The following is a 24445-nucleotide window of genomic DNA, read 5'->3' on the forward strand; positions in this document are numbered from 1 at the left end:
TCATGTCAGCAGGTCGGCCGCGCGCTCCCCGATCATGACGGTGGCGGCGGCGGTGTTGCCCGCGGGGATGGACGGCATGATCGAGGCGTCGGCGACGCGCAGCCGCTCGATCCCGCGCACGCGCAGCGCCGCGTCCACCACGGCCAGCGGGTCGCCTCCCATGCGGCAGGTGCCGACCGGATGCCACACGGTGGTCGCGGTGGCGCGGACGTAGGCGGGCAGGTCGGCGCCGTGGCCGGGCGCGCTCTCACGGTCGTGCAACGAGCACATCGCGCTGCTGTGCGCGAGCTCCCTGGACAGCTCGATCCCGCGTACGAGCGCCGCCAGGTCGGCCGGGTCCTCGAGGTAGTGGGGATCGACCAGGGGCGCGTCGGCGGGGTCGGCCGACCGCAGGGCGAGCCTGCCCCTGCTGCGCGGCCGCGCGAGCACGGGGGCGAAGGTGAAGGCGGGCCCGTCGACGCGGTACTCGTCGGCCACGAACTGCACGGGGCCGAACAGCATCTGGAGGTCGGGGTCGTCCGGTGGGAACAGCCCCACCTCCGCCAGCAGCTCGGACAGCGGCAGGACCGACCGCGCGGCGTAGGCCACGCCGAGGATGAGGTGGTCGTGCAGGTCGGCGCCGACGCCCGGCAGATCGGCGGCGACCGCGAGCCCGTGCTCGCGCAGGGCCCCGGCCGGGCCGATCCCGGAGAGCATCAGCAGCTTGGGCGTGGCGAGCGCGCCGCAGGAGACGATCACCTCGGCGCTCGCCCCGGCGCGGTGCACGGCGCCGTCGCGCAGGTACTCCACGCCCGTGGCCGTCGTGCCGTCCAGCAGCACGCGGGTCGCCGTCGCGCCGGTCTCGACGGTGAGGCGGGGATGCCCGCGCAGCGGGTCGAGGTAGCCGGACGCCGTGCTCGAGCGCTGGTTGTCCTTCGTCCTGGTGGACTGGTAGGCGAAGGCGCCCTCCTGCGCGGCGCCGTTGTAGTCCCAGTCCTCTCCGCCGGGGAAGCCCAGCTCGGCGGCGGCCCGGAGGAAGGCGCGCGACACCTCCGACATCGCGGACAGGCGGGCGACCTTCATGGGCCCGTCCGCCCCGTGGTACGGCCCGGCGCCTTCCTCGTAGTCCTCGGCCCGCTTGAAGCAGGGCAGCACCTCGTCGTACGACCAGCCCTCGTTGCCCTGGGCGGCCCAGCCGTCGTAGTCGCGGCGGTTGCCCCGGACGTACAGCATGGCGTTGACCGAACTGCCGCCGCCCAGCACCTTGCCCTGGGGCAGCGGGATCGTCCGCCAGCCGAGCCCGGCCTGCGGGACCGTGACGTACGGCCAGGTGACGGCGGGGTCCTGCCACAGCGAGGCCATGCCGGGGATGCCCGTCTGGCGGATGGCCGGCAGGCCGGCGTCGCCGCCGGACTCCAGCAGGAGCACGCGCGCGTCGGTCCGCTCGACGAGCCTGGCGGCGACGACCGCCCCGGCGGCGCCGGCGCCCACGACGATGTAGTCGTATCCCTGGTCGCCGGCGGACATCAGCGGCTCTCCGGTCCGATGACCCAGTGCTCGGTGACGGCCAGCCGGTGCACGTACCTCGGTTCGACCAGCGTCTCCATGTCGGCCACGACCTTGGCGTACTCGGGCGAGGCGAGCGCGGCCTCCATGGCGTCCCTGTCGTCGAACCACAGGAGGTGGGCGGCGTCGAGCACCGCCTCGCCGATGGCGTACGCGCCGTCTCTGACGTGGCACTGCAGGTAGCGGCGCAGCCCCGGCACCTGCGCGACCAGTTCGGCGTGCGGGCCGAGGTCGGCACTTCTGAAGTCGGCCAGCGGCAGCCCTTCCTTCCGCTTGACCAGCACGATCAGCTTCACGCCCGAGGGCGGGGCGAGCTCGGGCCCCGGCACCAGTTCGTGCGCGTCGGTGTCGAGCACGACCGTGCGCCAGAACGCCGCCCAGCGCGGCTCGTCGGCCCGCGCGCCCTCCAGGAACTCGGGCGTCTGCAGCGACTCGAGCTGCTCCCGCTCGTCGCGCAGCCAGATCTCCGCGACGCCGCTCCACAGCGGCTCGCCCTCGTCGGGCAGGAGCGGGATCCTGGTGTCGATCAGGTACTTCCTGATCTGCGGGATCTTGCTGGCGTAGCGGACGGCGTGCACGTTCAGCCAGTACTGCTGGAACTCCTCCTCCGTCATCCCGGGCTTGGGCGCGGCGAAGATGAGCTGATGGATCACGGTGTTCTCCTCCGTCACTCGGTGTGTTCGACGCTAGGAGCGCGCGCCGGCGCCGGGAAGCGAGCGCGGCGGCGGCGCGCTGACAAAGTCAAGTAGGGCGGGACACTTGGCCAGGTGCCGCTACGGCAGCGCGACCGACTGCGCGTGCCGGAAGACGTCGCGGGGGTCGTAGGCCGCCTTGACCTGCTGGAGCCTGGCGTAGTTGCCCTTGTAGTACAGCGTCTGCCACGGCACGCCCGAGCGGTTGAAGGCGGGGTCGGTGATGTCGGGATCGGGGTTGTTGATGTAGCAGCCGTCGGCCTGGTCGCCGGGCACCGGGTAGCCGCCGGTGGCCGCCCACACCGAGCCGTACAGGTCGCGCAGCCAGCCGATGTTGGCGGCGTCGGCGGCCGGGTCCTGCCACTGGGTCTCGAACAGCGTCCAGAACGCGGCGTCGCGGTGCGCCAGCGCGGTGCGCGTGGCGGGAACGGCGTTGATCGCGCCGCCGCTGAACCCGGCCAGGGTCACCGCGGCCGCCGGGTTGGCGAAGTCCGTACGGGTGAGCGCGTCGTACATCGCGCCCGCCTGCTCGGCCGTGTACGAGCGCCGCAGGTAGGCCGACTTGGAGGAGCCGCGCAGCGTCGGGTTGATGAACGAGGGGATGCTGGCGGCGATCAGCTTGACCGCGCGCAACCATGGGAGCCGCTGCGCCGGCTGGGCCGCCACCACGGCGTCGACGCCGAGCCCGGCGGTCAGGGCCGCGAGGTAGTCGCCGAGGATCCCCGTCGCGCCGGGGGCGGTGGCGTCGACCTGGGTCAGCAGGAAGACGTTGCCGCTCGAGCGGTGCGCCAGCGACGCGACGCCGGACAGGATCCTGGCGGGGGAGTCGGGGGCGGCGTGTCCCTCGTACCAGGAGCCCCAGTTCGTGACCAAGGTGGCGAACTTCGTGCGGTCCAGCATGCTCCACGGGATGCCGACGGCGCTGAGCAGCACGTCTTTGGGCGGGTTGACGAGCAGGCGGCTCGGGTTGGCGCCGCTCGCGCCCGGCGTGCGGAACCAGAAGCGGGTGACGATGCCGAAGTTGCCGCCCCCGCCGCCGGCGCACGCCCACCACAGGTCGCGGTGGGGATCGGCCGGATCGCGCGAGGCCGTCACGGCGCGGGCGGTGCCCGAGCGGTCCACGACCACGACCTCGACTGCCGCCAGATGGTCGATCACGGCCCCGAACTGCCGGGACAGGAAGCCGTACCCGCCGCCGGTGGCGTGGCCGCCGATGCCGACCGTGGGGCACATCCCGCCCGGAACGGTCACGCCCCACTTCTTGAACAACGTGTCGTAGACGCCCGACAGCCGGGCGCCGCCCTCGACCGCGAACGCGCCCCGCTGCTGGTCGAAGTACACCTCGTCCAGCCCGGACAGGTCGATGACGACGTCCACGTCGGAGTTGAACACGAAGGGGGCCAGGCAGTGGCCGCCGGACACCACCGAGATCCGCCTGCCCGCGTCGACCGCCTCCTGCACCGCGGCGACGACCTGGGCGGTCGAGCTGACCACGCGCACATAGTCGGGCGCGCCGACCCAGCGCTGGTTGTAGCCCACGGTCAGCTCCTGGTAGCGGGGGTCGCCCGGATACACGGTGACCGGGCCAGTGACCGGCACGCCGGATGACGCGGCACGGGCGGGGGACGCCGACAGCGTCGCGGCACCCGCCACCAGCGCGGCGCCGCCCAGTAATCCCCGCCTCGACGGACGTTCCATGATGGCTCCTCCGTAGGGTGATCGTCAGGACACCCCTCATGGTGTCCCGGCCTCCTGCGGATGCCGCGAAAAAGGATCGGAGTCCGTTACCTCTGGCCGCCCACCTCACGAAGAGCGCGGCGGACCAGACGAAGTGCGCCCTCGACGCGGTGAATCTTCAGTCGACGGGGGCCTCGGGCAGGGAGTCGAGCCACTCGATCAGGCGGGCGCCCTGGCGGGTCATGACGTCGGGGTCGCGCAGGGCGTTGGCCAGCAGGGACATGCCCTGGTAGGCGCCCACCAGGGTCAGGGCGAGGTCCCAGGGGTCGGGCCGGCCGAGCTCGCGGAACTGCCGCTCGACCCAGTCCAGCAGCAGCCGGATGACGCGGCCGGCCTCCGCGTCCAGGCCGCCCTCGGGGCGTTTGTCCAGCTCCGCGGCGAGCGTCCCGGTCGGGCAGCCGTAGCGGGCCGCGAGGTCGCGCTGGCTGACCCACCCTTCCACGAGGGCCTTCAGCCGCTCCCTCGGGTCGTCGAGCGCGTCCAGGCGGGCGGTGACGAGGCCCAGTTGCCGCGCGTGCTCGGCGAGGGCGGCGGCGACCAGGTCGTCCTTGGTCTTGAAGTAGTAGTACACGTTGCCCACGGGGACGTCGGCGGCGTGGGCGATGTCGGCGATGGTGGTGCGCTCCGCCCCTTGCCGGTGCACGACCTGGGCGGCGGCGGCCATCAGCCGCTGGCGCTTGGCGGCGGCGGTCCTCGCCCGCGAACCCGTTGAGTCAGTCACCTGACTAACTATATGCGGCCGGCCCGTGCTATGGTCTCCCATAAGTGAGTCAGCCGACTAACTAACAACTGGGAGAGATCATGATCGTTGTCACGGGCGCCACGGGGAACGTCGGGCGGACGCTGGTCCGGCTGCTGGCCGAGGCGGGGGAGCAGGTCACCGCCGTGTCCCGCCGCATCACCGACGCCGACGTGCCGCAGGGCGTGCGCGCGGTCGCCGCCGACCTGGCCGACCCTGCCGGCATGAGTGCGGCCCTTGAGGGGGCGGACGCGGTGTTCCTCCTCACGGGCGGTGACCTGTTCGCCAGTGAGCCCAAGGAGATCGTCGCCGCGGTGAGCGGGCCGGGCAGGATCGTCCTGCTCTCCTCGCAGGGCGTGGTGACCCGCCCCGACAGCGCCTCCCACGGCCGCTTCGGGGCGGAGGTGGAACGCGCGGTCGTCGACTCGGGAGTGCGATGGACGATCCTGCGGCCGGGCGGATTCGCCTCCAACAGGTACGCCTGGGCCGGGTCGGTCCGCGCGAACCGCACGGTCGCGGCGCCGTTCGGCGACGTCGGGCTGCCGATCATCGACCCCGACGACATCGCCGCGGTGGCCGCCGCCGTGCTGCTGGAGCCGGGCCACGACGGCCGCACCTACGAGCTCACCGGACCGGAGCCGGTGACCCCGCGGCAGAACGCCGAGGCCATCGGCCAGGCGATCGGCGAGCCGGTCACGTTCGTCGAGCAGACCCGGGAGGAGGCCCGCGCGCAGATGCTGGCGTTCATGCCCGCGCTGGTCGCGGACACCACGCTGGACATCCTGGGCGAGCCCACCGAGGCCGAGCGGCGGATCAGCCCGGACGTCGAACGCGTGCTCGGCCGGGCCCCTCAGCCGTTCGCCGCCTGGGCCCGGCGCAACGCCGCCGCCTTCCGCTGAGCCCCGCCGCGCGGGATCATGATCACATGGATGAGACGGTGCTGACCGACGACGGCGTGCGGCTCTGGGCGGTGCGGAGCGGCGAAGGCCGCCCCGTCGTCCTCTGCCACGGCGGGCCGGGCCTGTGGGACACCTTGGAGGAGGTGGCCGGCCTGCTGTCCGGCGTCGCGGCCGTCCACCGGTGGGACCAGCGCGGCTGCGGCCGCTCGCAGCGGCTCGGCCCGTACTCGGTGGCCCGGACGGTGGCGGACCTCGACGCCGTCCGCCGCCACTTCGGCCTGGAGACGATGGTGCTGCTCGGCCACTCGTGGGGCGCCCAGCTGGCCCTGCGCTACGCCCTGGAGCACCCGGACCGCGTACGCGGGCTGGTCTACGTCTCCGGCACGGGCATCGACCCGGGCCACATCTGGCGCGAGGAGTACCACCTCCGCCTGCGCGAGGCAGTGGGCGAGCACGTGGAGCGCTGGGCGGCGCTGGAGAGCCGCGAACGCACGGCCGAGGAGGACCGTGAGTTCGCGGTGCTGCAGTGGTCGGCGGACTTCGCCGACCGCGACCGGGCCATGGAGCACGCCGACCGCATGGCGACCCCCTGGCTCGGCGTCAATTTCGAGTGCAACGCCGCCATCAACGCCGAGAACAGGCGCGACTGGGGCACGCCGGCGTTGCAGGCCGCCTGCGCCGGGCTGGGGGTGCCGGCGCTGATCGTCGACGGGGCCGAGGACATCCGGCCCCGCCGGGCGGTGGACTCGCTGGAGCGGGCGCTGCCGCACGCGTCGCGGGTGACCCTGCCGGGCGCCGGTCACCTGCCCTGGGTCGAGGACCCGGAGGGTTTCCGGGCCGCGGTGAGCGCGTTCGTGGCCCGCGTGGGTTAGGGGAGCGCGAGCATGCGGTCCAGGGCCACCCGGGCCCAGTGGGCGGTGTCCTCGTCCACCGTGATCTGGTTGACGACCTCCCCGAGCACCAGGGACTCCAGGGCCCACACCAGGTGCGGCAGGTCGATCCGGTTCATGGTCGAGCAGTAGCACACCGTCTTGTCCAGGAACGAGATGCTCTTGTCGGGGAACTCCTGTGCCAGCCGCTTGACGAGGTTCAGCTCGGTGCCGATCGCCCAGCTGGAGCCCGCGGGGGCCGACTCCAGGGTCTGGATGATGTGCTCGGTCGAGCCCACGTGGTCCGCCTTGAGCACGACCTCGTGGCGGCACTCCGGGTGCACCAGGACGTTCACGCCGGGGATGCGCGAGCGCACGTCGTCGACCGACTCCGCCGTGAAGCGGCCGTGCACCGAGCAGTGGCCGCGCCAGAGGATCATCCTGGCCCGCTCCAGCTGCTCCCGGGTGAGGCCGCCGTTGGGGCGGTGCGGGTTCCAGACGACGCAGTCCTCCAGCGACATGCCCATCTCCAGCACCGCCGTGTTGCGGCCCAGGTGCTGGTCGGGCAGGAACAGGACCTTCTCGCCGCGCGAGAATGCCCAGTCCAGGGCGCGGCGGGCGTTGGAGGAGGTGCAGACCGCGCCGCCGTTGCGGCCGCAGAAGGCCTTGATGTCGGCGCTGGAGTTCATGTACGTGACCGGGATCACCTGATCGGCGAGGCCGGCGTCCTCCAGGGCCTCCCAGCACTCCTCGACCTGGTCGAACGTGGCCATGTCCGCCATCGAGCAGCCGGCCGCCAGGTCCGGCAGCACCACCCGCTGGTGGTCGCCGGTCAAGATGTCGGCCGACTCGGCCATGAAGTGCACGCCGCAGAAGACGATGAACTCCGCCTCCGGCCTGGCCGCCGCGAGCCGGGCGAGCTTGAACGAGTCGCCCGTGACGTCGGCGAACTGGATGACCTCGTCGCGCTGGTAGTGGTGCCCGAGCACGAACAGCCGGTCGCCGAGCGTCTCCTTCGCCTTGCGGGCCCGTTCGACCAGGCCGGGATCCGAGGCGGGCGGCAGCTCGCCCGGGCACTCGACCCCCTTCTCGCTGTGCGGATCGGCGCCCTGGCCGAGGACGTAGAGCGGCAGCCCAGTCTGGGTGGCCATGGCCAAACCCCCTTATCGTCGAAGTGACGATACCCATCATGACATATGGGTGATACCTCTTTATTCCGGGGGCGGCGGCCCTGGGAATGTGTGGCATGGGCCAGGTGTTGGTAGCGTCATTAGTAGGACGTCGGAAACAGACAGCCGGGTTAGGGAGTCAGCAGATGACGGTTGAGAGCAGCGAGACCACGGCGCAGGGCCTGATCCTGACCGACGCGGCCGCCGCCAAGGTCAAGAGCCTGCTCGAGCAGCAGGGTGAGGAAGGTCTGCAGCTGCGGGTCGCCGTGCAGCCTGGTGGTTGCTCCGGCCTGCGCTACCAGCTCTTCTTCGACGACCGGTCGATGGACGGCGACGTGGTGTCGGACTTCGGGGGCGTCAGCGTGGTCACCGACCGCATGAGCGCTCCGTACCTCATGGGGGCCTCGATCGACTTCGTCGACACCATCGAGAAGTCGGGGTTCACCATCGACAACCCCAACGCCACGGGCTCCTGTGCCTGTGGTGACTCCTTCAACTAGTCGGTGGCCGCCGGGTCCCGCTCGCCTTTGTGCGTGCGGGACCTTCGCGTATTCTCGTGGGGCTCATAGGCCTGCTGACAACGAGGAAGAAGAATCCCGTGCGCATCGCCGTTACCGGCTCAATCGCGACAGACCACCTGATGACCTTCCCAGGAAGCTTCGGCGATCAGCTCATCGCCGAGCAGCTCGATCGGGTGTCACTCTCGTTCCTGGTGGATGACCTTCAGATCCGTCGTGGCGGCTGCGCCGCGAACATCGCGTTCGGCATGGCCTGCCTCGGCCTCAAGCCGATCCTCGTGGGCGCCGTCGGCAACGACTTCGCCGACTACCGCTCCTGGCTGGAGCGCCACGGCGTCGACTGCGACTCCGTGCACATCTCGGAGACCCAGCACACCGCGCGGTTCCTGTGCACCACCGACGAGCACCACAACCAGATCGCCTCGTTCTACACCGGGGCCATGGCCGAGGCGCGGCTGATCGAGCTGAAGCCCGTCGCCGACCGCCTGGGTGGTCTCGACCTGGTGCTGATCAGCCCCAACGACCCCGACGCGATGCTGCGCCACACCGACGAGTGCCGCCAGCGCGGCATCCCGTTCGCCGCCGACATCTCCCAGCAGCTCGCGCGCATGGCGGACGAGCAGATCCGCCAGCTCGTCGACGGCGCCGCCTACCTCTTCTCCAACGACTATGAGAAGGGTCTCATCGAGCAGAAGACCGGCTGGTCGGACGAGGAGATCCTGCACCGGGTCGGCGTCCGGATCACCACGCTCGGCCCCAAGGGCGCCGTCATCGACCGCCGGGGCGAGCCGTCCATCCACGTCGCCCCCGCCCCCGAGCGGGGCAAGGCCGACCCCACCGGCGTCGGCGACGCCTTCCGCGCGGGGTTCCTGTCGGGGCTGGCCTGGGGGCTGCCCCTGGAGCGCTGCGGCCAGATCGGCAACCTGACCGCCACCCACGTGCTCGAGCGCGTCGGCGGCCAGGAGTACGAGCTCGGGCAGCAGGTCTTCCTCGAGCGGTTCGGCGCCGCGTACGGCAGCGAGGCCGCGGCGGACATCGCCGAGCACGTGCGCTGCTACCACCCGTAGGCACCGCTCGGCCGCCCCGGCCCGGTGCAAGCGGCCGGGGCGGCCTCGGGCCGTCCCGTACGGCTCAGCCCCTCGCGTAGACGTGGTGCATGAACTCGGCGAGCTTGTCGTCCGGCAGGTGCTGGGCCAGGTCCGCCTCGGAGATCATGCCGACGATGCGCTCGTCCGACAGCACGGGGAGCCGCTTGATCTGGTGCTGCTCCATCAGCGTGAGCGTCTCGTCCACGGACGTGTCCGGGGTGACGAAGACCAGGCCCCCGGCCAGCTCGCCCGCCGTCGTCCTCGACGGGTCGTGCCCCGACGCGATGCACTTGATCACGATGTCGCGGTCGGTGATGATCCCCTTCACCCGCTCGTCGGGGCCGCACACGGGCAGCGCCCCCACGTTCATGTTGCGCATCACCTGGGCCGCCCGGTCGAGCGTCTCGTGCGCGCCGATGCACTCGGCCCCCGGATGCATCACGTCACGGGCGGTCTCGTGCGGATGTCCTCTGGTCATGGCTTCCCCCCGAAAGTCGGTGACTTCGTACGGGAAGCCCCTACCCCACTTTCGGGGGGAATGTCAGTAGTTGCGCCGGACGTGGATGGCCCAGCCGCCCCCGGGCAGCTCGTACGAGCCGACGTGCCGGTGCGATTTCAGCCTGCACCACGCCGGCACGTCCGTGTAGGCCGCGGGATCGTCGGCCAGCACGGCCACCACCGCATTGAGCGGGACGTAGTTGATCTGCTCCGCCAGCATGATGATCGGGATCGGGCACTTCTTCCCGAGCGCGTCGATCGTCAAAGCCGGCTGGGTAACCTCGGTCATGCGACTCCTGCGTCCTGCCGGATGCGGCGCACCAGATCGGGCAGCACGGCGAGGAATCTGTCGACCTCGGCCGCGGAGGCCCCCCTGGGCAGCGACACCCGGACATTGCCATGCGTCAGCACGCCCATCGCTTCAAGAACGTGCGATGGACGAAGCGTACTAGCGGTGCACGAGCTTCCTGACGAAACAGCGAAACCAGCCTTGTCCAGCTCGGTCAGCAAAGCTTCGCCGTCGACGTACAGGCACGAAAAGGTCACGATGTGCGGCGCCCGGTCGACCGGGTCGCCGATCACCTCGACATCCGGGACGATCTTCGGCACCGTCTCCCTGATCCTGGTCACGAGCTCCGACAGCCGCGCCTGCTCCTGCGCCGCGTCCGCGGCCATCGCGCGCAGCGCGGCCGCCGCCGCGACGATGCCGGGCACGTTCTCGAACCCCGGCACCCGCCGCCGCTCCCGCTCGTCCTCGGGCAGGAACGAGCGGAACCGCGTGCCCTTGCGCACCACCAGCACGCCCACGCCCGCGGGCCCGCCCCACTTGTGGGCGCTGGCCGTCAGCACCGACCAGCCGGGCGGGATCGGCATCCTGCCGGCCGTCTGCGCCGCGTCCACCAGCAGCGGAACCCCGTGGGACCGGCACGCCGCGGCCACCTCCGCCACCGGCTGCACCGTGCCGACCTCGTGGTTGGCCGTCTGCAGGCAGGCCAGCGCGGTGCCGGGCCGGGCGACCGCCTCGGTGAACCGGTCGAGATCCACCCGCCCCGTCAGGTCCACGCCCACCGTCTCGGTCGTGCCGCCGTCGCGTTCGTGCAGGCCGCCGGCGTGCAGCACGCTGGAGTGCTCGACCGCGCCGGTGACCAGGTGGCGCCCGGCCCTGCGTCTGCCGTGTAGGGTGCCGAGCACGCCGAGATGCACGGCCTGCGTGCCCGACGAGGTGAACGACACCTCGTCCGGACGCGCGCCGAGCGCCTCGGCCACCTCCGTGCGGGCCTGCTCGAGCAGCAGGTGCGCGCGGCGGGCCTGGCCGTACAGTCTCGCGGGGTCGGCCCAGCCGACGTCGATCGCCGCCAGCAGCGCCTCGCGTGCCTGAGGGTGGAGCGGCTCGCTCGAAGCCGCGTCGAAATACGCCACGAGACTCATCGTCCCACTTGCGGCGCCATCGAGGGGTCGCGCGGTAGGGCGAGGCACCTGCACGCTAATGTGTCTGCAATCAGCTGTGCATCTGGAAATAAGAGCGCCCAAGAGAAAGACTCTTGGGCTTCATCTGTGGGGTAGGCGATCCGTGAGTCCGACTCGCCGTACGACGCGGCGTTCGTTGGCCCGGCGCAGGGTGCCGCGCGCCGCCGCTTTGGCGTTGCTGCTGGCCACTGCTACGGCGTGTGCTAATGACGTTCCGAGGGCCGACTGGTCTCGTGGCCTTCTTCCCGACCATGTCACCGAGCAGGCGGGCGTGGTCCAGAGTCTGTGGAACGGGGCCTGGATCGCCGCACTCGCCACGGGCGCTGTCGTCATCTTCCTGATCGTGTGGGCGGCCATCTTCCACCGCAAGCGCAAGTCCTCGGCCGACCTGCCGCCGCAGGTCCGCTACAACCTGCCGATCGAGATGCTCTACACCTTGATCCCGCTGGTCATGGTGTCGGTGTTCTTCTTCTTCACCGCGCGTGACAGCCAGGTGCTGACCAAGGTGGACGGCGACGCGACCGTGAAGGTCAAGGTCGAGGCCTTCCAGTGGAGCTGGCGCTTCACCACGACCGTCAACGGCAAGACCCTGGCCCCCGTCGCCGGCACGCCGGTGCATGACTACAACGATGGGCCTGAGCTGATCCTGCCGGCCAAGACGAAGGTCGAGTTCGACCTGTCGACCGACGACGTCATCCACTCGTTCTGGGTGCCGGAGTTCCTGTTCAAGCGGGACGTCATCCCCGGCATCAAGGAAGACAACCCGGGCCGCAAGTTCCAGATCACCACGCTGGACCGCACGGGCACCTTCGCGGGCCGGTGCGCTGAGCTCTGCGGTGTCGACCACAGCCGCATGCTGTTCAAGGTGACGCTCGTCGACTCGAACAAGTGGAACCAGTACATCGCTACAAACCAGGCTGGGAGTGCCCAGTGACCGCCATTCATGAACCCCTCCGCGCGCCGGTCAGGCCCGTCACCAAGGGCCAGGTGATCGCCAAGTGGCTGTCCTCCACTGATCACAAGATCATCGGGCACCTCTATCTGATCACGTCCTTCGCGTTCTTCCTGATCGGCGGCGTCATGGCGCTGATCATGCGGGCCGAGCTGGCCCAGCCGGGCATGCAGTTCACCAGCAACGAGCAGTTCAACCAGCTGTTCACCATGCACGGCACGATCATGTTGCTGATGTTCGCGACGCCGCTGTTCGCCGGCTTCGCCAACGAGCTGATGCCGCTGCAGATCGGCGCCCCCGACGTGGCGTTCCCGCGCCTCAACATGGTCAGCTACTGGCTCTACCTGTTCGGCAGCCTCATCGCCGTGTCCGGCTTCTTCACGCCGGGCGGCGCGGCCTCGTTCGGCTGGTTCGCCTACACGCCGCTGTCCAACGCGATCAACTCGCCCGGCATCGGCAGCGACCTGTGGATCATGGGCCTGGCCCTGTCCGGCCTCGGCACGATCCTCGGCTCGGTCAACTTCATCACCACGATCATCTGCATGCGCGCGCCCGGCATGACCATGTTCCGCATGCCGATCTTCGTCTGGAACGTCCTGCTGACCAGCATGCTCGTGCTGATGGCCTTCCCGGTGCTGGCCGCCGCGCTGCTCGTGCTGGAGTCGGACCGCAAGCTCGGCACGCACGTCTTCGCCTCCGACAACGGCGGCGCGCTGCTCTGGCAGCACCTGTTCTGGTTCTTCGGCCATCCCGAGGTCTACATCATCGCGCTGCCGTTCTTCGGCATCGTGAGCGAGATCCTGCCGGTCTTCAGCCGCAAGCCGATCTTCGGTTACATCAGCCTCGTGGTCGCGACGATCTCGATCGCCGGTCTGTCCATCACGGTCTGGGCGCACCACATGTTCCCGACCGGGCAGGTGTTGCTGCCGTTCTTCTCGTTCATGACGTTCCTCATCGCGGTGCCGACAGGTGTGAAGTTCTTCAACTGGATCGGAACGATGTGGCGAGGGCATCTGTCCTTCGAGTCGCCGATGCTGTTCTCGGTCGGCTTCCTCGTCACGTTCCTCCTGGGCGGCCTGACGGGCGTCATCCTGGCCTCGCCGCCGCTCGACTTCCCCCTCAGCGACACCTACTTCGTCGTCGCCCACTTCCACTACGTGGTCTTCGGCACCGTCGTGTTCGCCATGTTCGCGGGCTTCTACTTCTGGTGGCCCAAGTTCACCGGCAAGATGCTCGACGACAAGCTGGGCAAGCTGCACTTCTGGCTGCTGTTCATCGGCTTCCACACGACGTTCCTCATCCAGCACTGGCTGGGCATGCTCGGCTTCCCGCGCCGTTACGCCGACTACAGCGCGGCCGACGGCTTCACCGACCTCAACCTGCTCTCGTCGGTGGGCGCGTTCGTGCTGGGCGCCTCGACGCTGCCGTTCTTCTACAACGTCTGGAAGACCTGGCGCAGCGCGCCCAAGGTCACCGTCGACGACCCCTGGGGCTACGGCGGCTCGCTCGAATGGGCGACCTCCTGCCCGCCGCCGCGGCACAACTTCACCTCGCTGCCGCGCATCCGGTCCGAGCGCCCCGCGTTCGACCTGCACTACCCGCACGTGTCCGCCAAGCCGTCGGCACCGGAGGTCGAGGCCTGATGAAAGTACAGGGTTGGCTGTTCCTCGCGTGCGGCCTGTTCTTCGCCGGCGTCGACGTCGCCTACTGGTTCTGGACCAAGGCGGCGATGGGCCACGGTGAGCCGGTCGGCACCACCGCCATGGCGATCTCGGTCGGGTTCGCGTTCATGGTCGGCTACTACCTGATGTTCACCGCGCGGCGCATCGGCGCCCAGCCGGAGGACAACAAGCAGGCCGACATCAGCGAGGGCGCGGGCGAGATCGGGTTCTTCAGCCCGAGCAGCTGGTGGCCGCTGTTCCTGTGCCTGGCGGCGGCCTTCGCCTTCGCCGGGTTCGTGATCGGCTTCTGGATGTTCCTGATCGGGCTCTTCCTGGTCATCATGGCCATGATCGGCTTCGTCTTCCAGTACTACCGGGGCAACTTCTCGCACTGACCCGGGCTGTCTGAGCGGGCGTCTCCCTTGAGGGGGGACGCCCGTTTTTTTGTGTTCTTTAACGGTGATCCGATGTGGTTATTCGATCACTGAGGGTAGTAATGAGAAGTCTGCTATGCGGACCGCCACTAAGGGCCTTTTCGGGCACAAGAGGGCGGTGAGCAGGCGGAGGCGGTCAAGGGGTTCGTTTGTTGGACGAGGGAGTCATACGTGGGGCGCGTAGCGAATGGATCGGCCGGCCTGCTGGCGCTGGCGCTGCTGGCGGCGTGCTCGGGGGCCTCGGCCCCGAAGCCCGTGGGGGTCGCCATGGCCGGCGGCGCCCAGGGACCCGCTGTGACGTTCTCTCCGCACGACAAGGCCGCGAACGTACCCACAGACCAGCCTGTGGTCGTTTCGGCCCGTGGCGGCACGCTCAAGAGCGTACGGGTGGACGGCGGCAAGTCCGGCGCGCTCAAGGGCGTCCTGAGCGCCGACGGCACCAACTGGCGCAGCACCGTCACCGCCCGCCCCGGAGCGAGCTACACGATCACCGCCGTCTCCGCGGACGCCACGGGCAAGCAGACCCAGACCACCAGTACGTTCTCCACCGTCAAAGGCAACAAGACGTTCGACATCCAGACCATCACCCCGAACAAGGACGACACCGGCCTGACGGTCGGCGTCGGCATGCCCATCATGATCGCCTTCGACAAGCCGATCGCCGACCGGGTGGCCGTCGAGCGCAACCTCACGGTACGCAGCTCCAGGCCCGTGGAGGGCGCCTGGCACTGGTTCGACGACAGCCATGTGGACTTCCGGCCGCTGAAGTACTGGCCCGCGCACACGAAGGTGCGGCTGGAGGCGAAGCTGGCCGGCGTGCGCGGGGGCCCCGGCATGTACGGCAAGCGCGACGTACGGCTCGACTTCAAGATCGGCCGCGAGCAGATCACCAAGGGCAGCACCGACGAGCACGTCCTGTACGTCCGGCGCGACGGCAAGAAGATCCGCGAGATGCCGATGAGCGCGGGGCAGGGCGGGCAGTGGAAGTTCTACACCACCTCCGGCATCCACCTGGCGATGTCGCGCGAGGACGCCACGCTCATGACCTCGCCCGGGATCGGGCCCGGCCAGTCGGGCTACTACTCGCTGATGGTCTACCACACCGTCCGCATCTCCAACAGCGGCGAGTACGTGCACAGCGCGCCCTGGTCGGTGGGCTCGCAGGGGAACTCGAACGTCAGCCACGGGTGCGTGAACATCAGCCCGGAGAACGCGATCTGGTTCGTCAAGAACACGCTGATCGGGGATCCGATCATCATCACGGGGTCGCCGCGGAAGCTGGAGCCCACGAACGGGTGGGGGCATTGGCAGGAGAACTGGAAGGAGTGGCTCAAGTGGAGCGTGCTTAAGGACGGGCCGACCATCACATTCTGATACCGATTCTCACCGTCCGCCACGCCCCGAAGCGCCACTCCTCGGCCGCCCCGCCCCGCCCTGCCACACTCGGGGCCTGGGCGGTGTTGCGTCAGCGCGCCCTGAGGGACGGACCTGAGCCCACGTCCGTCCCTCAGGGCGCGCGTCAGCGCCGCGCCGTGAGGGACCGGTGGTGGGCAGAGGAGCGGCGTGAGAAGCCGGACCGGGCGTGCAAGGGGCTGATGGGCCGCCGCCGCGGTCCGTTCTCCATGCCGTCGTGCGCGCGCCCCAGGTGAGGGGCGCTCAGGAAAGGGCTGTCAGGCGCCGTTGGCGGAGGCGCTGACCGCGATCCAGCGGTCGAGGGTGGCCGCGGCGGCGCCGGAGTCGACGGCCTCGACCGCGCGGGCGTAGCCGTCGGTCATGGCAGCGTCGAGGTCGTCGCCCGGCCCGTTGAGGGCCACCAGGGCCGCGGCGGCGTTGAGCAGGACGGCGTCGCGCACCGACCCCGTCTTCCCCTGCAGCAGGTCGTGCACGGCCTGGGCGTTGAAGGCCACGTCCCCGCCCCGCAGCGCGCCCACGTCGGCGCGCGGGATGCCCAGGACGGACGGGTCGAAGGTCGTCTGCGTGGCCGTGCCGTCCTTGACCACCCAGACCGTCGAGGTGCCCGCGATGGTCAGCTCGTCAAGCCCGTCGTCGCCGCGGAACACCAGCGCGCTGACGCCGCGCTCGGCGAAGACGCCCGCCAGCACGGGCAGCATCTTGGCGTCGAAGACGCCGATGGCCTGGGCGGCCGGGCGGGCCGGGTTGGTGAGCGGGCCCAGGAAGTTGAAGATCGTGGGTACGCCGATCTCCTTGCGCGTCGGCCCGGCGAAGCGCAGCGCGGGGTGGTAGACCGGGGCGAAGCAGAACGCGATGCCCGCCTCCTCGGCCACCCGCGCCGTCTGCTCCGGCGTCAGGTCGAGCCGGATGCCCAGGTGCTCCAGGACGTCGGCGGCGCCGCACGAGGACGAGGCGGCGCGGTTGCCGTGCTTGACGACCCGGGCGCCCGCGGCGGCGGCCACGATGGCGGCCATCGTCGAGACGTTGACGGTGTGGGCGCGGTCGCCTCCCGTGCCGACGACGTCGACCACGGGCCCTTCCACGCTCAGCGGCGTGGCCAGCTCCAGCATGGTGCGGGCCAGGCCCACGACCTCGGCCACCGTCTCGCCCTTCGCGCGCAGCGCGATCACGAAGCCGGCGATCTGGGACGGCGTCGCGGCGCCGGACATGATCTCCCGCATCGCCCAGGCCGACTCGTCGGAGGTGAGGTGCTCTCCGGACAGGAGAGCGGACAGCAGGGTGGGCCAGGTCGTCCGGGAGTCCATGGGCACCTACTTAGCGTTGAGTCGGGTCGAGGAGCGGCGCCGCATGAGGTCGGCCACGGTGTCGGCCAGGACCATGGGCTCCAGCGGCTGCGGCACCACGGCGTCGGCCTTGGACCAGTCGGCCAGCCAGCGGTCGTCGCGCCTGGCGATGATCAGGCAGATGGGCGGGCAGTCGTAGACCTCGTCCTTGGCCTGGCGGGAGACGCCCATGCCACCCGCGGGCTGCGTCTCGCCGTCGAGGACGGCCACGTCGATCTCGCCCGAGCCCAGCCACTGGTGGACCTTCGGCTCGGTGGCGCATTCCACGATCTCCACGAGGGGTACGTCGGCGGCGGGGCGCCTGCCGATGGCCTGGATCACCTCGGCCCTGGTGGCGGCGTCATCGCTGTAGACGAGGACCCTCATCGTGTCGTCGGTGCTCCCAGTGGACGTCACTGTCGCGCTCGCTATCCCTTGTAGCTGTATGGTCACCTCGGATCGTACCGGTGCGCCGGTGTGCATTCCCAGGCCACCATGCCTGACAGGGGGTTTTGAGGCGATTATCCCAGGTTGCCTCCCGGTTTGTACCTGCTAACCGGGGGGTCGTGCGCGGGACCGACCACCGAAGCCGCAATAATGCTGCCCGTGGCGACAGCATCCGCAATAACTTCGACGACGACAGCCCAGTCGTACCGCAGACCCAATCTGGTCAGTGTCGGGACGATCGTGTGGCTGTCCTCTGAGCTCATGTTCTTCGCGGCGCTGTTCGCGATGTACTTCACCATCCGGTCGGTGAGCGAGGGCAACGGCTTCGAATGGGGCCCCGCCTTCCACAAGGTGGGCCTCGAGGCCGCCGAGGGCGCTCACCTGAACATCCCGTTCGCGACGGTCAACACGATCATCCTGGTTCTGTCGAGTGTGACGTGCCAGCTGGGCGTGTGGGCCGCGGAGAAGGGGCAGGTCGGCAAGCTCCGCTTCTGGTACATCGTCAGCTTCCTCATGGGCGCGGTCTTCGTGGCCGGGCAGCTGTACGAGTACGCTGAGCTGGCTTCAGAGGGCGCGACCTTGTCCGCCAACGCCTACACCTCGGTGTTCTACCTGACGACGGGCTTCCACGGCCTGCACGTGACCGGTGGCCTATTCGCGTTCCTGTTCATGCTGGGACGCACGTACGCCGCGAAGCGCTTCACGCATGAGCAGGCCACCAGCGCGATCGTCGTGTCCTACTACTGGCACTTCGTAGACGTCGTCTGGATCGGTCTTTTCGCGACCATCTACATCATTCGTTAAGGAACGGGATCTCTGTGACTAGGATCACCGCTTGGCGGCGGCATCCCCTCGCGAGATATGCCGTCCTGATTTTGGCGTTGGCGCTGGTCGGGATGGTATACGCCGCCTTTGTCCAGGCGGGTAAGCCTGCCGACGCGGCACTGGCGGCAGGCAAGGTCGATGACGTGGCCGAGGGCAGGAGCCTGTTCGTCAAGCACTGCTCCAGCTGCCACGGCATGAACGCGGAGGGCACCAAGACGGCGCCCACGCTCGTCGGCGTCGGCGCCGCGGCGGTCGACTTCCAGATGGGCACCGGCCGCATGCCCGCCGCCAACCCGGGTCCGCAGGCGCCGCGCAAGCCGATGGCGCCCTGGGTCGACGAGACGAAGATCAGGCAGATCGGCGCCTACGTGCAGTCGCTCGGCGGCGGCCCGCAGGTCCCGGGCCAGGAGCAGGTCGACCCCAAGCTCGGCGACGCCGGCAAGGGCGGCGAGCTGTTCCGCGCCAACTGCATCCAGTGCCACAACTGGGCCGGCGCCGGCGGAGCTCTGACGCAGGGCAAGTACGCTCCCAACCTCAACTCGGCGACCCCCACCCAGATCTACGAGGCGATGGTCACCGGGCCGCAGGCGATGCCGGTCTTCAACGACACGACGATCACGCCTGAAGAGAAGCGCAGCATGATCGCCTACATCACGCAGGTCCGCGCGCAGAAGGACCCGGGAGGTTTCGGCCTGGGGCGCATTGGCCCCGTGACCGAAGGTCTCGTAGCGTGGATCGCAGGCCTCAGTGCCCTCGCACTCGCCGCCATCTGGATCACCGCGAAGAAGCGACAGAAGTCATGACAGACAACGAGCACGAGATCGAGCAGCCCGATGAGCGCGTACCCAAGCGCGTCATCGGCACCCCCGCACCGGGCACCTCGATGCTGGGCACCGCGGAGGCCACGGACGTCGACAAGGACGTCCCCGGCGTCACGCTGCCGGACGAGGCCAAGGCCCGCAAGGCCGAGAAGATCGTGGCGCTCTGCTTCACGATCACGTTCCTGGCCGCGATCGCGTTCATCATCTCCTACGTGGTCTTCCAGGTCGGCAGCCCCGAGGCGACCGGAGTGTCCAACTTCGCGCTGGGCACCTCGCTGACCGTGGCGATCCTGGGACTGGCGATCGGCATCGTGATCTGGGTACGCATGATCATGCCGAAGTACTCCCTGATCCAGGAGCGCCACCCGATGGCCTCCGCGGAGGACGCCCGCGAGGTCGTCGCCGACACCTTCGTCCAGGGCGCCAACGAGAGCGGCTTCGTCAAGCGCAAGCTGCTGCGCCGCACGCTGCTGCTGGCCGCCGCGCCCCTCGGCCTCGTGCCGGTGGTGCTGCTGCGCGACCTCGACAACAGCAAGATGCCGGGCGCGAAGTTCAACAAGGAGCTGCGCCACACGGTCTGGGGTGAGAAGACCAAGGAGGGCAAGCCGCTCAGGCTCGTCGTCGAGGGCACCGGCCAGCCGATCCGGGCCGCCGACTTCAACTCGCCCGGCGGCATCCTGTCGGTGGTCCCCGAGGGCTACCAGCACGACCTCAACGCCCTCGCCAAGGCCACGCTGATCCTGATCAAGTTCCGCCCGGAGGAGATCAAGAGCGGCGTCCGGCAGAACTGGACGCACGACGGCATCGTGGCCTACTCCAAGATCTGCACGCACGTGGGCTGCCCCGCGGCCCTGTACGAGCAGAACACCCACCACATCCTCTGCCCCTGCCACCAGTCGACGTTCGACGCGGCCGACGGCGCGAAGGTCATCTTCGGCCCGGCCGCCAGGCCGCTGCCGCAGCTGCCGATCACGGTCGACGCCGAGGGCTACCTGATCGCCCAGGGCGACTTCCAGGTGCCCGTCGGTCCCAGCTTCTGGGAACGCGGTGACGCCGAGCGCGCGGTCAGGGAGAAGGGAGGCCAGGCATGAGCACCGAGCTGAACGCCGTGCCCAAGGCCATCGCCGGGCCGTCGACATTCCTCGACGACCGCCTGGGCGGGGCCAATTTCCTCAAGCGCAACCTGCGCAAGATCTTCCCGGACCACTGGTCGTTCCTGCTGGGTGAGATCGCGCTCTACTCCTTCGTCATCCTGCTGCTGACCGGTACGTTCCTGACGTTCTGGTTCAAGCCGAGCATGATGGAGGTCGCCTACGACGGCTCGTACGCGCCGCTCAAGGGCGTCATGATGTCGGAGGCCTACGCGTCGTCGCTGGAGATCAGCTTCGACGTCCGGGGTGGACTGCTCATCCGGCAGATGCACCACTGGGCGGCCCTGATGTTCGTGGCCGGCATGATGGTCCACATGCTGCGGGTGTTCTTCACGGGCGCCTACCGCAAGCCGCGCGAGCTCAACTGGATCATCGGCGTCCTGCTGCTGACGCTGGCGCTCGCCGAGGGCCTGACCGGCTACTCGCTCCCCGACGACCTGCTCTCCGGCGCCGGTCTGCGGATCACCGAGGGCGTGGCTATCTCGCTGCCGCTGGTCGGCACGTACATCACGTTCTTCCTGTTCGGCGGCGAATATCCGGGTGAGGATGTCATCGCCCGGTTCTACTCGCTGCACATCCTGCTCATCCCGGGCATCCTGCTGGCACTCATCTCGGCTCACATGGTGCTCATGTGGGTGCAGAAGCACACGCAGATGCCGGGCAAGGGGCGCGACAACCACAACGTGGTGGGTGCGCCGTTCTACCCCGCCTTCATGCTGAAGGCCGGGGCGTACTTCCTGTTCACGCTGGCCACGGTGGCGGGTCTGGCGACGTTCACCCAGATCAACCCGATCTGGCTGTTCGGCCCCTACACGCCTGCGGACATCTCGGCGGGTTCGCAGCCCGACTTCTACATGGGCTTCCTGGAAGGCGCGCTGCGCATCATGGTGCCCTGGGAGATCAACCTCTTCGGCACCTCCCATGCGGGCACCCTGCCACTGAGCGTGATCATCCCGGCCCTGGTGCCGATGGGCATCATCATGACGGGCCTGGCGCTCTACCCGTTCCTCGAACGCTGGGTGACGGGCGACAACCGCGAGCACCACATCGCGGACCGGCCGCGCAACAACCCGCACCGCACCTCGATCGGCATGGCGGCCATCGCGTTCTACGGTGTGCTGTGGCTGCTGGGCGCCAACGACGAGATCTCGGCGAACTTCCACATCAGCCTCAACGTGACGACCTACGCCGGCCGGGTGCTGGTCTTCGTCGCGCCGGCGCTGGCGTACATCATCACCTACCGCATCTGCCTCGGCCTGCAGCGTTCCGACGCCGCGGTCGTCTCGCACGGCGTGGAGTCGGGCGTCATCAAGCGGCTGCCGCACGGTGAGTTCATCGAGGTCCACACGCCGCCGTCGGACGACATCGAGGCCCACATGCGGGGCAAGGAGCCGGTGGCGATGCTGCCGGTGGCCGAGGACACCGCGGGCATCCCGCCCAAGGGCATGCGCGGTCCGCTCGGCAAGCTGCGCGCCCGTATGTCGAAGGCGTACGGCGGGGAGAAGATCCCGCTGGACGAGGGGCACGGACACGGGCACGAGGAAGAGCACGCCGCCATCGGCTCCGGTGGCGAGGACGACCGCAGCCTCACGCACTGACACCACCTCTTCGCCACACACGGCACGGGCCCGGACGACACCTTCGTCCGGGCCCGTCGCCGTCTCCGCCCTCCTGCGCCTCGAGGGCACGGGAGGGGAGGGCACAGGAGGGCACGGCCGCATCCCGTGCTCCTTGCCTCGGAGCCTTCCGCGCTCCTTAGCTGGGAGCCTTCCGTGCTCCTTGCCTGGGAGCCGCGGGCGCGCCCGGCCGGGGCGGGGAGCGCCGTCATGGGCACTCGCACGAGGCGGCGGATCCCGGGTCGAAGGCACGGCTGAGAGCCGGGCTCGCCGGAAGGCGGCGCGGCCGGACGCCGGAAGCCGCGCTGGTCGCGGACGCTCAGCCCAGGAGGCCCTGAGACGGCGCATCGGCAGGCAGGCCGCCGCGCCCGTGCGGGTCGGCCGTGAGAGTCGGTCCGTGAAAGATCGGTCGGCCCGTGAAAGTCGGTCGTCCCGTGGGAGTCGGCCCGGCTGGGCAGCCTGGGGATCAGCCGGTGGGTGTCAGCCCGTGGGAGTCAGTCGGCCTCGGGGAAGCCGATGGAGAAAGCGGCGTCCAGGTCGTGCTTGGAGTAGGCGCGGAAGGCGATGTGCGTCTCGGTGTGCAGCACGCCGGCCACCTTGTTGATCCGCCCGGGGACCACCTCGGCGATCTCCTCGTACGCCGCCACCCGCACCATCGCCAGCAGGTCGTATTCGCCGGTGATGGAGTAGACCTCGCTGACCCCCTGGATCTCGGCGATCGTCTGGGCGACCTCCGGGATCCGGTCTACCTCTGCATTTATGTGGACGATAGCCGTGACCATGCATCAACTCTATCGTTTCACCTCAAAGGTCGCCCCTCCCGATTGCGGGGCTGATCAAGATGGCGATACGCGAGGTCGATGCGGGCCTTGTGGCGGGCGGCGCCCCAGGCGGGCAGGCTCCATTCGCCCTCCACCTCCACCAGCCGCACCCCGGGCGACTCCAGCCAGCGCAGGATGCACTCGGTCTCCTCGGCGCTGGCCGCGTGGATCGGGCCGGCGCCCGGGATGACCGCCTCGGCGGTGGCCGTCAGGGAGTCGACGAAAGAGGTCGGATGGGTGCCTTTCGGCATGACCCCGGCCGCCGCGAGCCGCCCGTAGCGGATGACGTGGATGTCCCAGCCGCCGCCGAACGCCGGGCTGGCGGCCACCAGCTGCGGGATGCGCGTGATGGCGCTCAGGCGCTGCATGCGGGCCGCCGTACGGACGAAGGAGGCCAGCCGGTCGCGGTCGACCGACGCCTCCTCGTAGCGCTGCTCCACCGACAGCCGCTCCATGCGCGCCGACACGGCGGAGAAGACGGGCGAGGCGTCGAGCGTCATGGCCCGGCGCGCGCTCTCCGCGTGGATCGCGTATTCCTCCTGGCTCTCCTTGCCCTCGCAGGGCGCGCCGCAGCGGCCCATCTCGTGGAGCACGCAGGCGGCCCGCCGGGTGCGCACCGTGAGGGGTTGGGTGCACTGGCGCAGGGGGACCGCCTCGTGCAGGGCTATGCGGGCCTCGTCGGCCAGCCGGGCGCTGCCGAACGGGCCGAGGTAGGTGGCCCCGTCGTCCTTGAGCTCGCGCACGATCGACAGCCGCGGGAACGCCTCGGTGGTGAGCTTGAGCCAGACCACCTTCTCGGGGAAGCGGGAACGGCGGTTGTAGCGCGGTTTGGCGCCGCCGATCAGGCGCAGCTCCCTGACCTCCGCCTCAAGGGCGGTCGAGCAGACGACGTGGCGCACCCGCTCGGCGATGCCGATCATCTCGCGGATGCGCGGGCGGGTCTCGCCCGCGGTGAAGTAGGAGCGCACGCGGTTGCGCAGGTTGGTGCTCTTGCCGATGTAGAGGACCTCGCCGCGCTCGTCCTCGAAGAAGTAGACCCCGGGGGCGTGCGGCACGGACTCGGCCAGGTGACGCTTGCGCTGCTGCTCCGGCGTGGGGGCCCGGACGAACGACTTGAGCTCCTCGAGCGTGTGCACCTGGAACGAGCCGGCCCGCTCGATCAGCCCGTGGAGCACGTCGACGGTGGCCCTGGCGTCCTGCAGGGCGCGGTGGCACGGCTCGGTGGGGCTGCGGAAGAACCTGGCCAGCGTGGACAGCTTGGCGTTGGGCACCTCGTCGCGGGTCAGCACGCGGCGGGCCAGGTCGACGGTGTCGACGACCGGATTGGCCGGCGGGGGATAGCCGTGGGCGGCGCAGGCGGCCTTGACGAAGCGGGTGTCGAAGCCGGCGTTGTGGGCCACCAGCGTGGCCCCGCGGATGAACTCCAGGAAGCTCGGCAGCACCGCCTCGATCCGCGGCGCGGCCACGACCATCGCGTCGGTGATGCCGGTCAGCACGGAGATGAACGGCGGGATCGGCCCCCCGGGGTCGACCAGCGTCGAGAACTCGCCCAGCACCTCGCCCGCCCGCACTTTGACCGCGCCGATCTCGGTGATGGCGTCGTCGGACGGAGCGCCGCCGGTCGTCTCGAGGTCGAACACGACGAACGTGACGTCGCTCAGCGGAGTGCCGAGCTCGTCGAGAGTGCCTTGAACCGCGTCCACGTTCCAAGACCATAGAGAGGGGGACCGACAGGAACGAATAACCATCGCTCTTGATCCT

General features: G+C 69.8%; 24 protein-coding genes. 12 read left to right on the forward strand and 12 right to left on the reverse strand.

Annotation, left to right across the window (positions count from 1 at the left end):
- The 4 genes from ACFKCF_RS15205 to ACFKCF_RS15220 all read right to left on the reverse strand — a co-directional run bounded on the left by ACFKCF_RS15205 (nt 1) and on the right by ACFKCF_RS15220 (nt 4695).
- Nucleotides 1-1506, reverse strand: a complete 1506-nt coding sequence (locus ACFKCF_RS15205; RefSeq protein ID WP_394494015.1) for a GMC family oxidoreductase — start codon at nt 1504-1506, stop codon at nt 1-3.
- The gene (locus ACFKCF_RS15210) at nt 1506-2198 is read right to left on the reverse strand and encodes an EthD domain-containing protein (protein WP_394494016.1); all 693 of its coding nucleotides are present in this window, start codon (nt 2196-2198) and stop codon (nt 1506-1508) included. The genes ACFKCF_RS15205 and ACFKCF_RS15210 overlap by 1 nt, the downstream gene beginning before the upstream one ends.
- A 120-nt stretch (nt 2199-2318) precedes the next feature.
- Nucleotides 2319-3935: an FAD-binding oxidoreductase gene (locus tag ACFKCF_RS15215; protein ID WP_394494018.1), complete on the reverse strand. Its 1617-nt coding sequence runs from the start codon at nt 3933-3935 to the stop codon at nt 2319-2321.
- 157 nt (nt 3936-4092) lie between these two features.
- Nucleotides 4093-4695, reverse strand: a complete 603-nt coding sequence (locus tag ACFKCF_RS15220; protein ID WP_394494020.1) for a TetR/AcrR family transcriptional regulator — start codon at nt 4693-4695, stop codon at nt 4093-4095.
- 80 nt (nt 4696-4775) lie between these two features.
- Here ACFKCF_RS15220 and ACFKCF_RS15225 point away from each other — a divergent pair, with 80 nt between their 5' ends.
- Nucleotides 4776-5612 (forward strand): NAD(P)H-binding protein, encoded by an 837-nt coding sequence (locus ACFKCF_RS15225; RefSeq protein WP_394494021.1) that lies wholly within the window; start codon nt 4776-4778, stop codon nt 5610-5612.
- Between the two features lie 26 nt (nt 5613-5638).
- A complete protein-coding gene (locus ACFKCF_RS15230) occupies nt 5639-6484 on the forward strand; it encodes an alpha/beta fold hydrolase (protein ID WP_394494023.1) in 846 nt (281 codons plus the stop codon).
- Here the strand turns inward: ACFKCF_RS15230 and nadA are convergent.
- Nucleotides 6481-7632: a quinolinate synthase NadA gene (gene nadA, locus ACFKCF_RS15235; RefSeq protein ID WP_394494025.1), complete on the reverse strand. Its 1152-nt coding sequence runs from the start codon at nt 7630-7632 to the stop codon at nt 6481-6483. The genes ACFKCF_RS15230 and nadA overlap by 4 nt on opposite strands.
- A gap of 164 nt (nt 7633-7796) precedes the next feature.
- Between nadA and erpA the strand changes: the two genes are divergently transcribed.
- Both erpA and ACFKCF_RS15245 read left to right on the forward strand, forming a co-directional pair.
- Nucleotides 7797-8150, forward strand: a complete 354-nt coding sequence (gene erpA / locus ACFKCF_RS15240; RefSeq protein WP_192792115.1) for an iron-sulfur cluster insertion protein ErpA — start codon at nt 7797-7799, stop codon at nt 8148-8150.
- A 98-nt stretch (nt 8151-8248) separates the two neighbouring features.
- Nucleotides 8249-9235, forward strand: a complete 987-nt coding sequence (locus ACFKCF_RS15245; protein WP_394494027.1) for a carbohydrate kinase family protein — start codon at nt 8249-8251, stop codon at nt 9233-9235.
- Between the two features lie 64 nt (nt 9236-9299).
- On the opposite strand, the gene ACFKCF_RS15250 is transcribed toward ACFKCF_RS15245, so the two are convergent.
- The 3 genes from ACFKCF_RS15250 to ACFKCF_RS15260 form a co-directional block, all read right to left on the reverse strand.
- The gene (locus ACFKCF_RS15250) at nt 9300-9734 is read right to left on the reverse strand and encodes a CBS domain-containing protein (protein WP_394494028.1); all 435 of its coding nucleotides are present in this window, start codon (nt 9732-9734) and stop codon (nt 9300-9302) included.
- A gap of 63 nt (nt 9735-9797) precedes the next feature.
- Nucleotides 9798-10043, reverse strand: a complete 246-nt coding sequence (locus ACFKCF_RS15255) for a sulfurtransferase TusA family protein (protein WP_344985357.1) — start codon at nt 10041-10043, stop codon at nt 9798-9800.
- Nucleotides 10040-11182 carry a cysteine desulfurase family protein gene (locus ACFKCF_RS15260; RefSeq protein WP_394494030.1) on the reverse strand — a complete coding sequence of 381 codons (1143 nt, stop codon included), beginning with the start codon at nt 11180-11182 and terminating at the stop codon, nt 10040-10042. The genes ACFKCF_RS15255 and ACFKCF_RS15260 overlap by 4 nt, the downstream gene beginning before the upstream one ends.
- A gap of 310 nt (nt 11183-11492) precedes the next feature.
- Here ACFKCF_RS15260 and ACFKCF_RS15265 point away from each other — a divergent pair, with 310 nt between their 5' ends.
- The 4 genes from ACFKCF_RS15265 (at nt 11493) to ACFKCF_RS15280 (ending at nt 15642) form a co-directional block, all read left to right on the forward strand.
- Complete coding sequence (locus tag ACFKCF_RS15265; RefSeq protein ID WP_394494031.1) at nt 11493-12155, forward strand: cytochrome c oxidase subunit II; 663 nt, start codon at nt 11493-11495, stop codon at nt 12153-12155.
- Complete coding sequence (ctaD, locus tag ACFKCF_RS15270; RefSeq protein ID WP_394494033.1) at nt 12152-13816, forward strand: cytochrome c oxidase subunit I; 1665 nt, start codon at nt 12152-12154, stop codon at nt 13814-13816. Before ACFKCF_RS15265 ends, ctaD begins: the two co-directional genes overlap by 4 nt.
- A complete protein-coding gene (locus ACFKCF_RS15275) occupies nt 13816-14229 on the forward strand; it encodes a cytochrome c oxidase subunit 4 (protein WP_394494035.1) in 414 nt (137 codons plus the stop codon). Before ctaD ends, ACFKCF_RS15275 begins: the two co-directional genes overlap by 1 nt.
- Nucleotides 14230-14439: 210 nt before the next feature.
- Nucleotides 14440-15642, forward strand: coding sequence for an Ig-like domain-containing protein (locus tag ACFKCF_RS15280; RefSeq protein ID WP_394494037.1), 1203 nt, complete (start codon nt 14440-14442; stop codon nt 15640-15642).
- Nucleotides 15643-15938: 296 nt separating this feature from the next.
- On the opposite strand, the gene trpD is transcribed toward ACFKCF_RS15280, so the two are convergent.
- Together trpD and ACFKCF_RS15290 are read right to left on the reverse strand one after the other, a co-directional pair.
- Nucleotides 15939-16985 (reverse strand): anthranilate phosphoribosyltransferase, encoded by a 1047-nt coding sequence (gene trpD, locus ACFKCF_RS15285; RefSeq protein WP_394494038.1) that lies wholly within the window; start codon nt 16983-16985, stop codon nt 15939-15941.
- A gap of 6 nt (nt 16986-16991) precedes the next feature.
- Nucleotides 16992-17390, reverse strand: coding sequence for a hypothetical protein (locus tag ACFKCF_RS15290; protein ID WP_090930538.1), 399 nt, complete (start codon nt 17388-17390; stop codon nt 16992-16994).
- A gap of 210 nt (nt 17391-17600) precedes the next feature.
- On the opposite strand from ACFKCF_RS15290, the gene ACFKCF_RS15295 reads away from it, so the two are divergent.
- The 4 genes from ACFKCF_RS15295 to ACFKCF_RS15310 are packed head-to-tail and all read left to right on the forward strand — an operon-like array spanning nt 17601 to nt 21845.
- Nucleotides 17601-18254: a heme-copper oxidase subunit III gene (locus ACFKCF_RS15295; protein WP_185072877.1), complete on the forward strand. Its 654-nt coding sequence runs from the start codon at nt 17601-17603 to the stop codon at nt 18252-18254.
- 14 nt (nt 18255-18268) lie between these two features.
- Complete coding sequence (locus ACFKCF_RS15300; RefSeq protein ID WP_394494040.1) at nt 18269-19078, forward strand: c-type cytochrome; 810 nt, start codon at nt 18269-18271, stop codon at nt 19076-19078.
- On the forward strand, nt 19075-20187 hold the full coding sequence (locus ACFKCF_RS15305; protein ID WP_394494042.1) for a Rieske 2Fe-2S domain-containing protein: 1113 nt from the start codon (nt 19075-19077) through the stop codon (nt 20185-20187). Before ACFKCF_RS15300 ends, ACFKCF_RS15305 begins: the two co-directional genes overlap by 4 nt.
- The gene (locus ACFKCF_RS15310) at nt 20184-21845 is read left to right on the forward strand and encodes a cytochrome bc complex cytochrome b subunit (protein ID WP_394494043.1); all 1662 of its coding nucleotides are present in this window, start codon (nt 20184-20186) and stop codon (nt 21843-21845) included. Before ACFKCF_RS15305 ends, ACFKCF_RS15310 begins: the two co-directional genes overlap by 4 nt.
- A gap of 512 nt (nt 21846-22357) precedes the next feature.
- Here the strand turns inward: ACFKCF_RS15310 and ACFKCF_RS15315 are convergent.
- Together ACFKCF_RS15315 and ACFKCF_RS15320 are read right to left on the reverse strand one after the other, a co-directional pair.
- Nucleotides 22358-22645 (reverse strand): Lrp/AsnC family transcriptional regulator, encoded by a 288-nt coding sequence (locus ACFKCF_RS15315; protein WP_080041188.1) that lies wholly within the window; start codon nt 22643-22645, stop codon nt 22358-22360.
- Between the two features lie 17 nt (nt 22646-22662).
- On the reverse strand, nt 22663-24432 hold the full coding sequence (locus ACFKCF_RS15320; RefSeq protein WP_394494045.1) for a DEDD exonuclease domain-containing protein: 1770 nt from the start codon (nt 24430-24432) through the stop codon (nt 22663-22665).
- Nucleotides 24433-24445 lie beyond the last annotated feature (13 nt).

The organism is Nonomuraea sp. JJY05, from assembly GCF_043496855.1.
In the GTDB taxonomy this organism is placed as follows: Bacteria; Actinomycetota; Actinomycetes; order Streptosporangiales; family Streptosporangiaceae; genus Nonomuraea.

Excerpts from the sequence above, each read along its gene's own strand:
- ACFKCF_RS15205 (WP_394494015.1), bottom strand. The coding sequence starts at position 1,506 with ATGTCCGCCGGCGACCAGGGATACGACTACATCGTCGTGGGCGCCGGC.
- ACFKCF_RS15260 (WP_394494030.1), bottom strand. The coding sequence starts at position 11,182 with ATGAGTCTCGTGGCGTATTTCGACGCGGCTTCGAGCGAGCCGCTCCAC.
- erpA (WP_192792115.1), top strand. The coding sequence starts at position 7,797 with ATGACGGTTGAGAGCAGCGAGACCACGGCGCAGGGCCTGATCCTGACC.
- ACFKCF_RS15250 (WP_394494028.1), bottom strand. The coding sequence starts at position 9,734 with ATGACCAGAGGACATCCGCACGAGACCGCCCGTGACGTGATGCATCCG.
- ACFKCF_RS15230 (WP_394494023.1), top strand. The coding sequence starts at position 5,639 with ATGGATGAGACGGTGCTGACCGACGACGGCGTGCGGCTCTGGGCGGTG.
- ACFKCF_RS15275 (WP_394494035.1), top strand. The coding sequence starts at position 13,816 with ATGAAAGTACAGGGTTGGCTGTTCCTCGCGTGCGGCCTGTTCTTCGCC.
- ACFKCF_RS15305 (WP_394494042.1), top strand. The coding sequence starts at position 19,075 with ATGACAGACAACGAGCACGAGATCGAGCAGCCCGATGAGCGCGTACCC.
- ACFKCF_RS15290 (WP_090930538.1), bottom strand. The coding sequence starts at position 17,390 with ATGAGGGTCCTCGTCTACAGCGATGACGCCGCCACCAGGGCCGAGGTG.
- ACFKCF_RS15215 (WP_394494018.1), bottom strand. The coding sequence starts at position 3,935 with ATGGAACGTCCGTCGAGGCGGGGATTACTGGGCGGCGCCGCGCTGGTG.
- nadA (WP_394494025.1), bottom strand. The coding sequence starts at position 7,632 with ATGGCCACCCAGACTGGGCTGCCGCTCTACGTCCTCGGCCAGGGCGCC.
- ACFKCF_RS15295 (WP_185072877.1), top strand. The coding sequence starts at position 17,601 with ATGCTGCCCGTGGCGACAGCATCCGCAATAACTTCGACGACGACAGCC.
- ACFKCF_RS15255 (WP_344985357.1), bottom strand. The coding sequence starts at position 10,043 with ATGACCGAGGTTACCCAGCCGGCTTTGACGATCGACGCGCTCGGGAAG.
- ACFKCF_RS15310 (WP_394494043.1), top strand. The coding sequence starts at position 20,184 with ATGAGCACCGAGCTGAACGCCGTGCCCAAGGCCATCGCCGGGCCGTCG.
- ACFKCF_RS15225 (WP_394494021.1), top strand. The coding sequence starts at position 4,776 with ATGATCGTTGTCACGGGCGCCACGGGGAACGTCGGGCGGACGCTGGTC.
- ACFKCF_RS15320 (WP_394494045.1), bottom strand. The coding sequence starts at position 24,432 with ATGGTTATTCGTTCCTGTCGGTCCCCCTCTCTATGGTCTTGGAACGTG.
- trpD (WP_394494038.1), bottom strand. The coding sequence starts at position 16,985 with ATGGACTCCCGGACGACCTGGCCCACCCTGCTGTCCGCTCTCCTGTCC.
- ACFKCF_RS15315 (WP_080041188.1), bottom strand. The coding sequence starts at position 22,645 with ATGGTCACGGCTATCGTCCACATAAATGCAGAGGTAGACCGGATCCCG.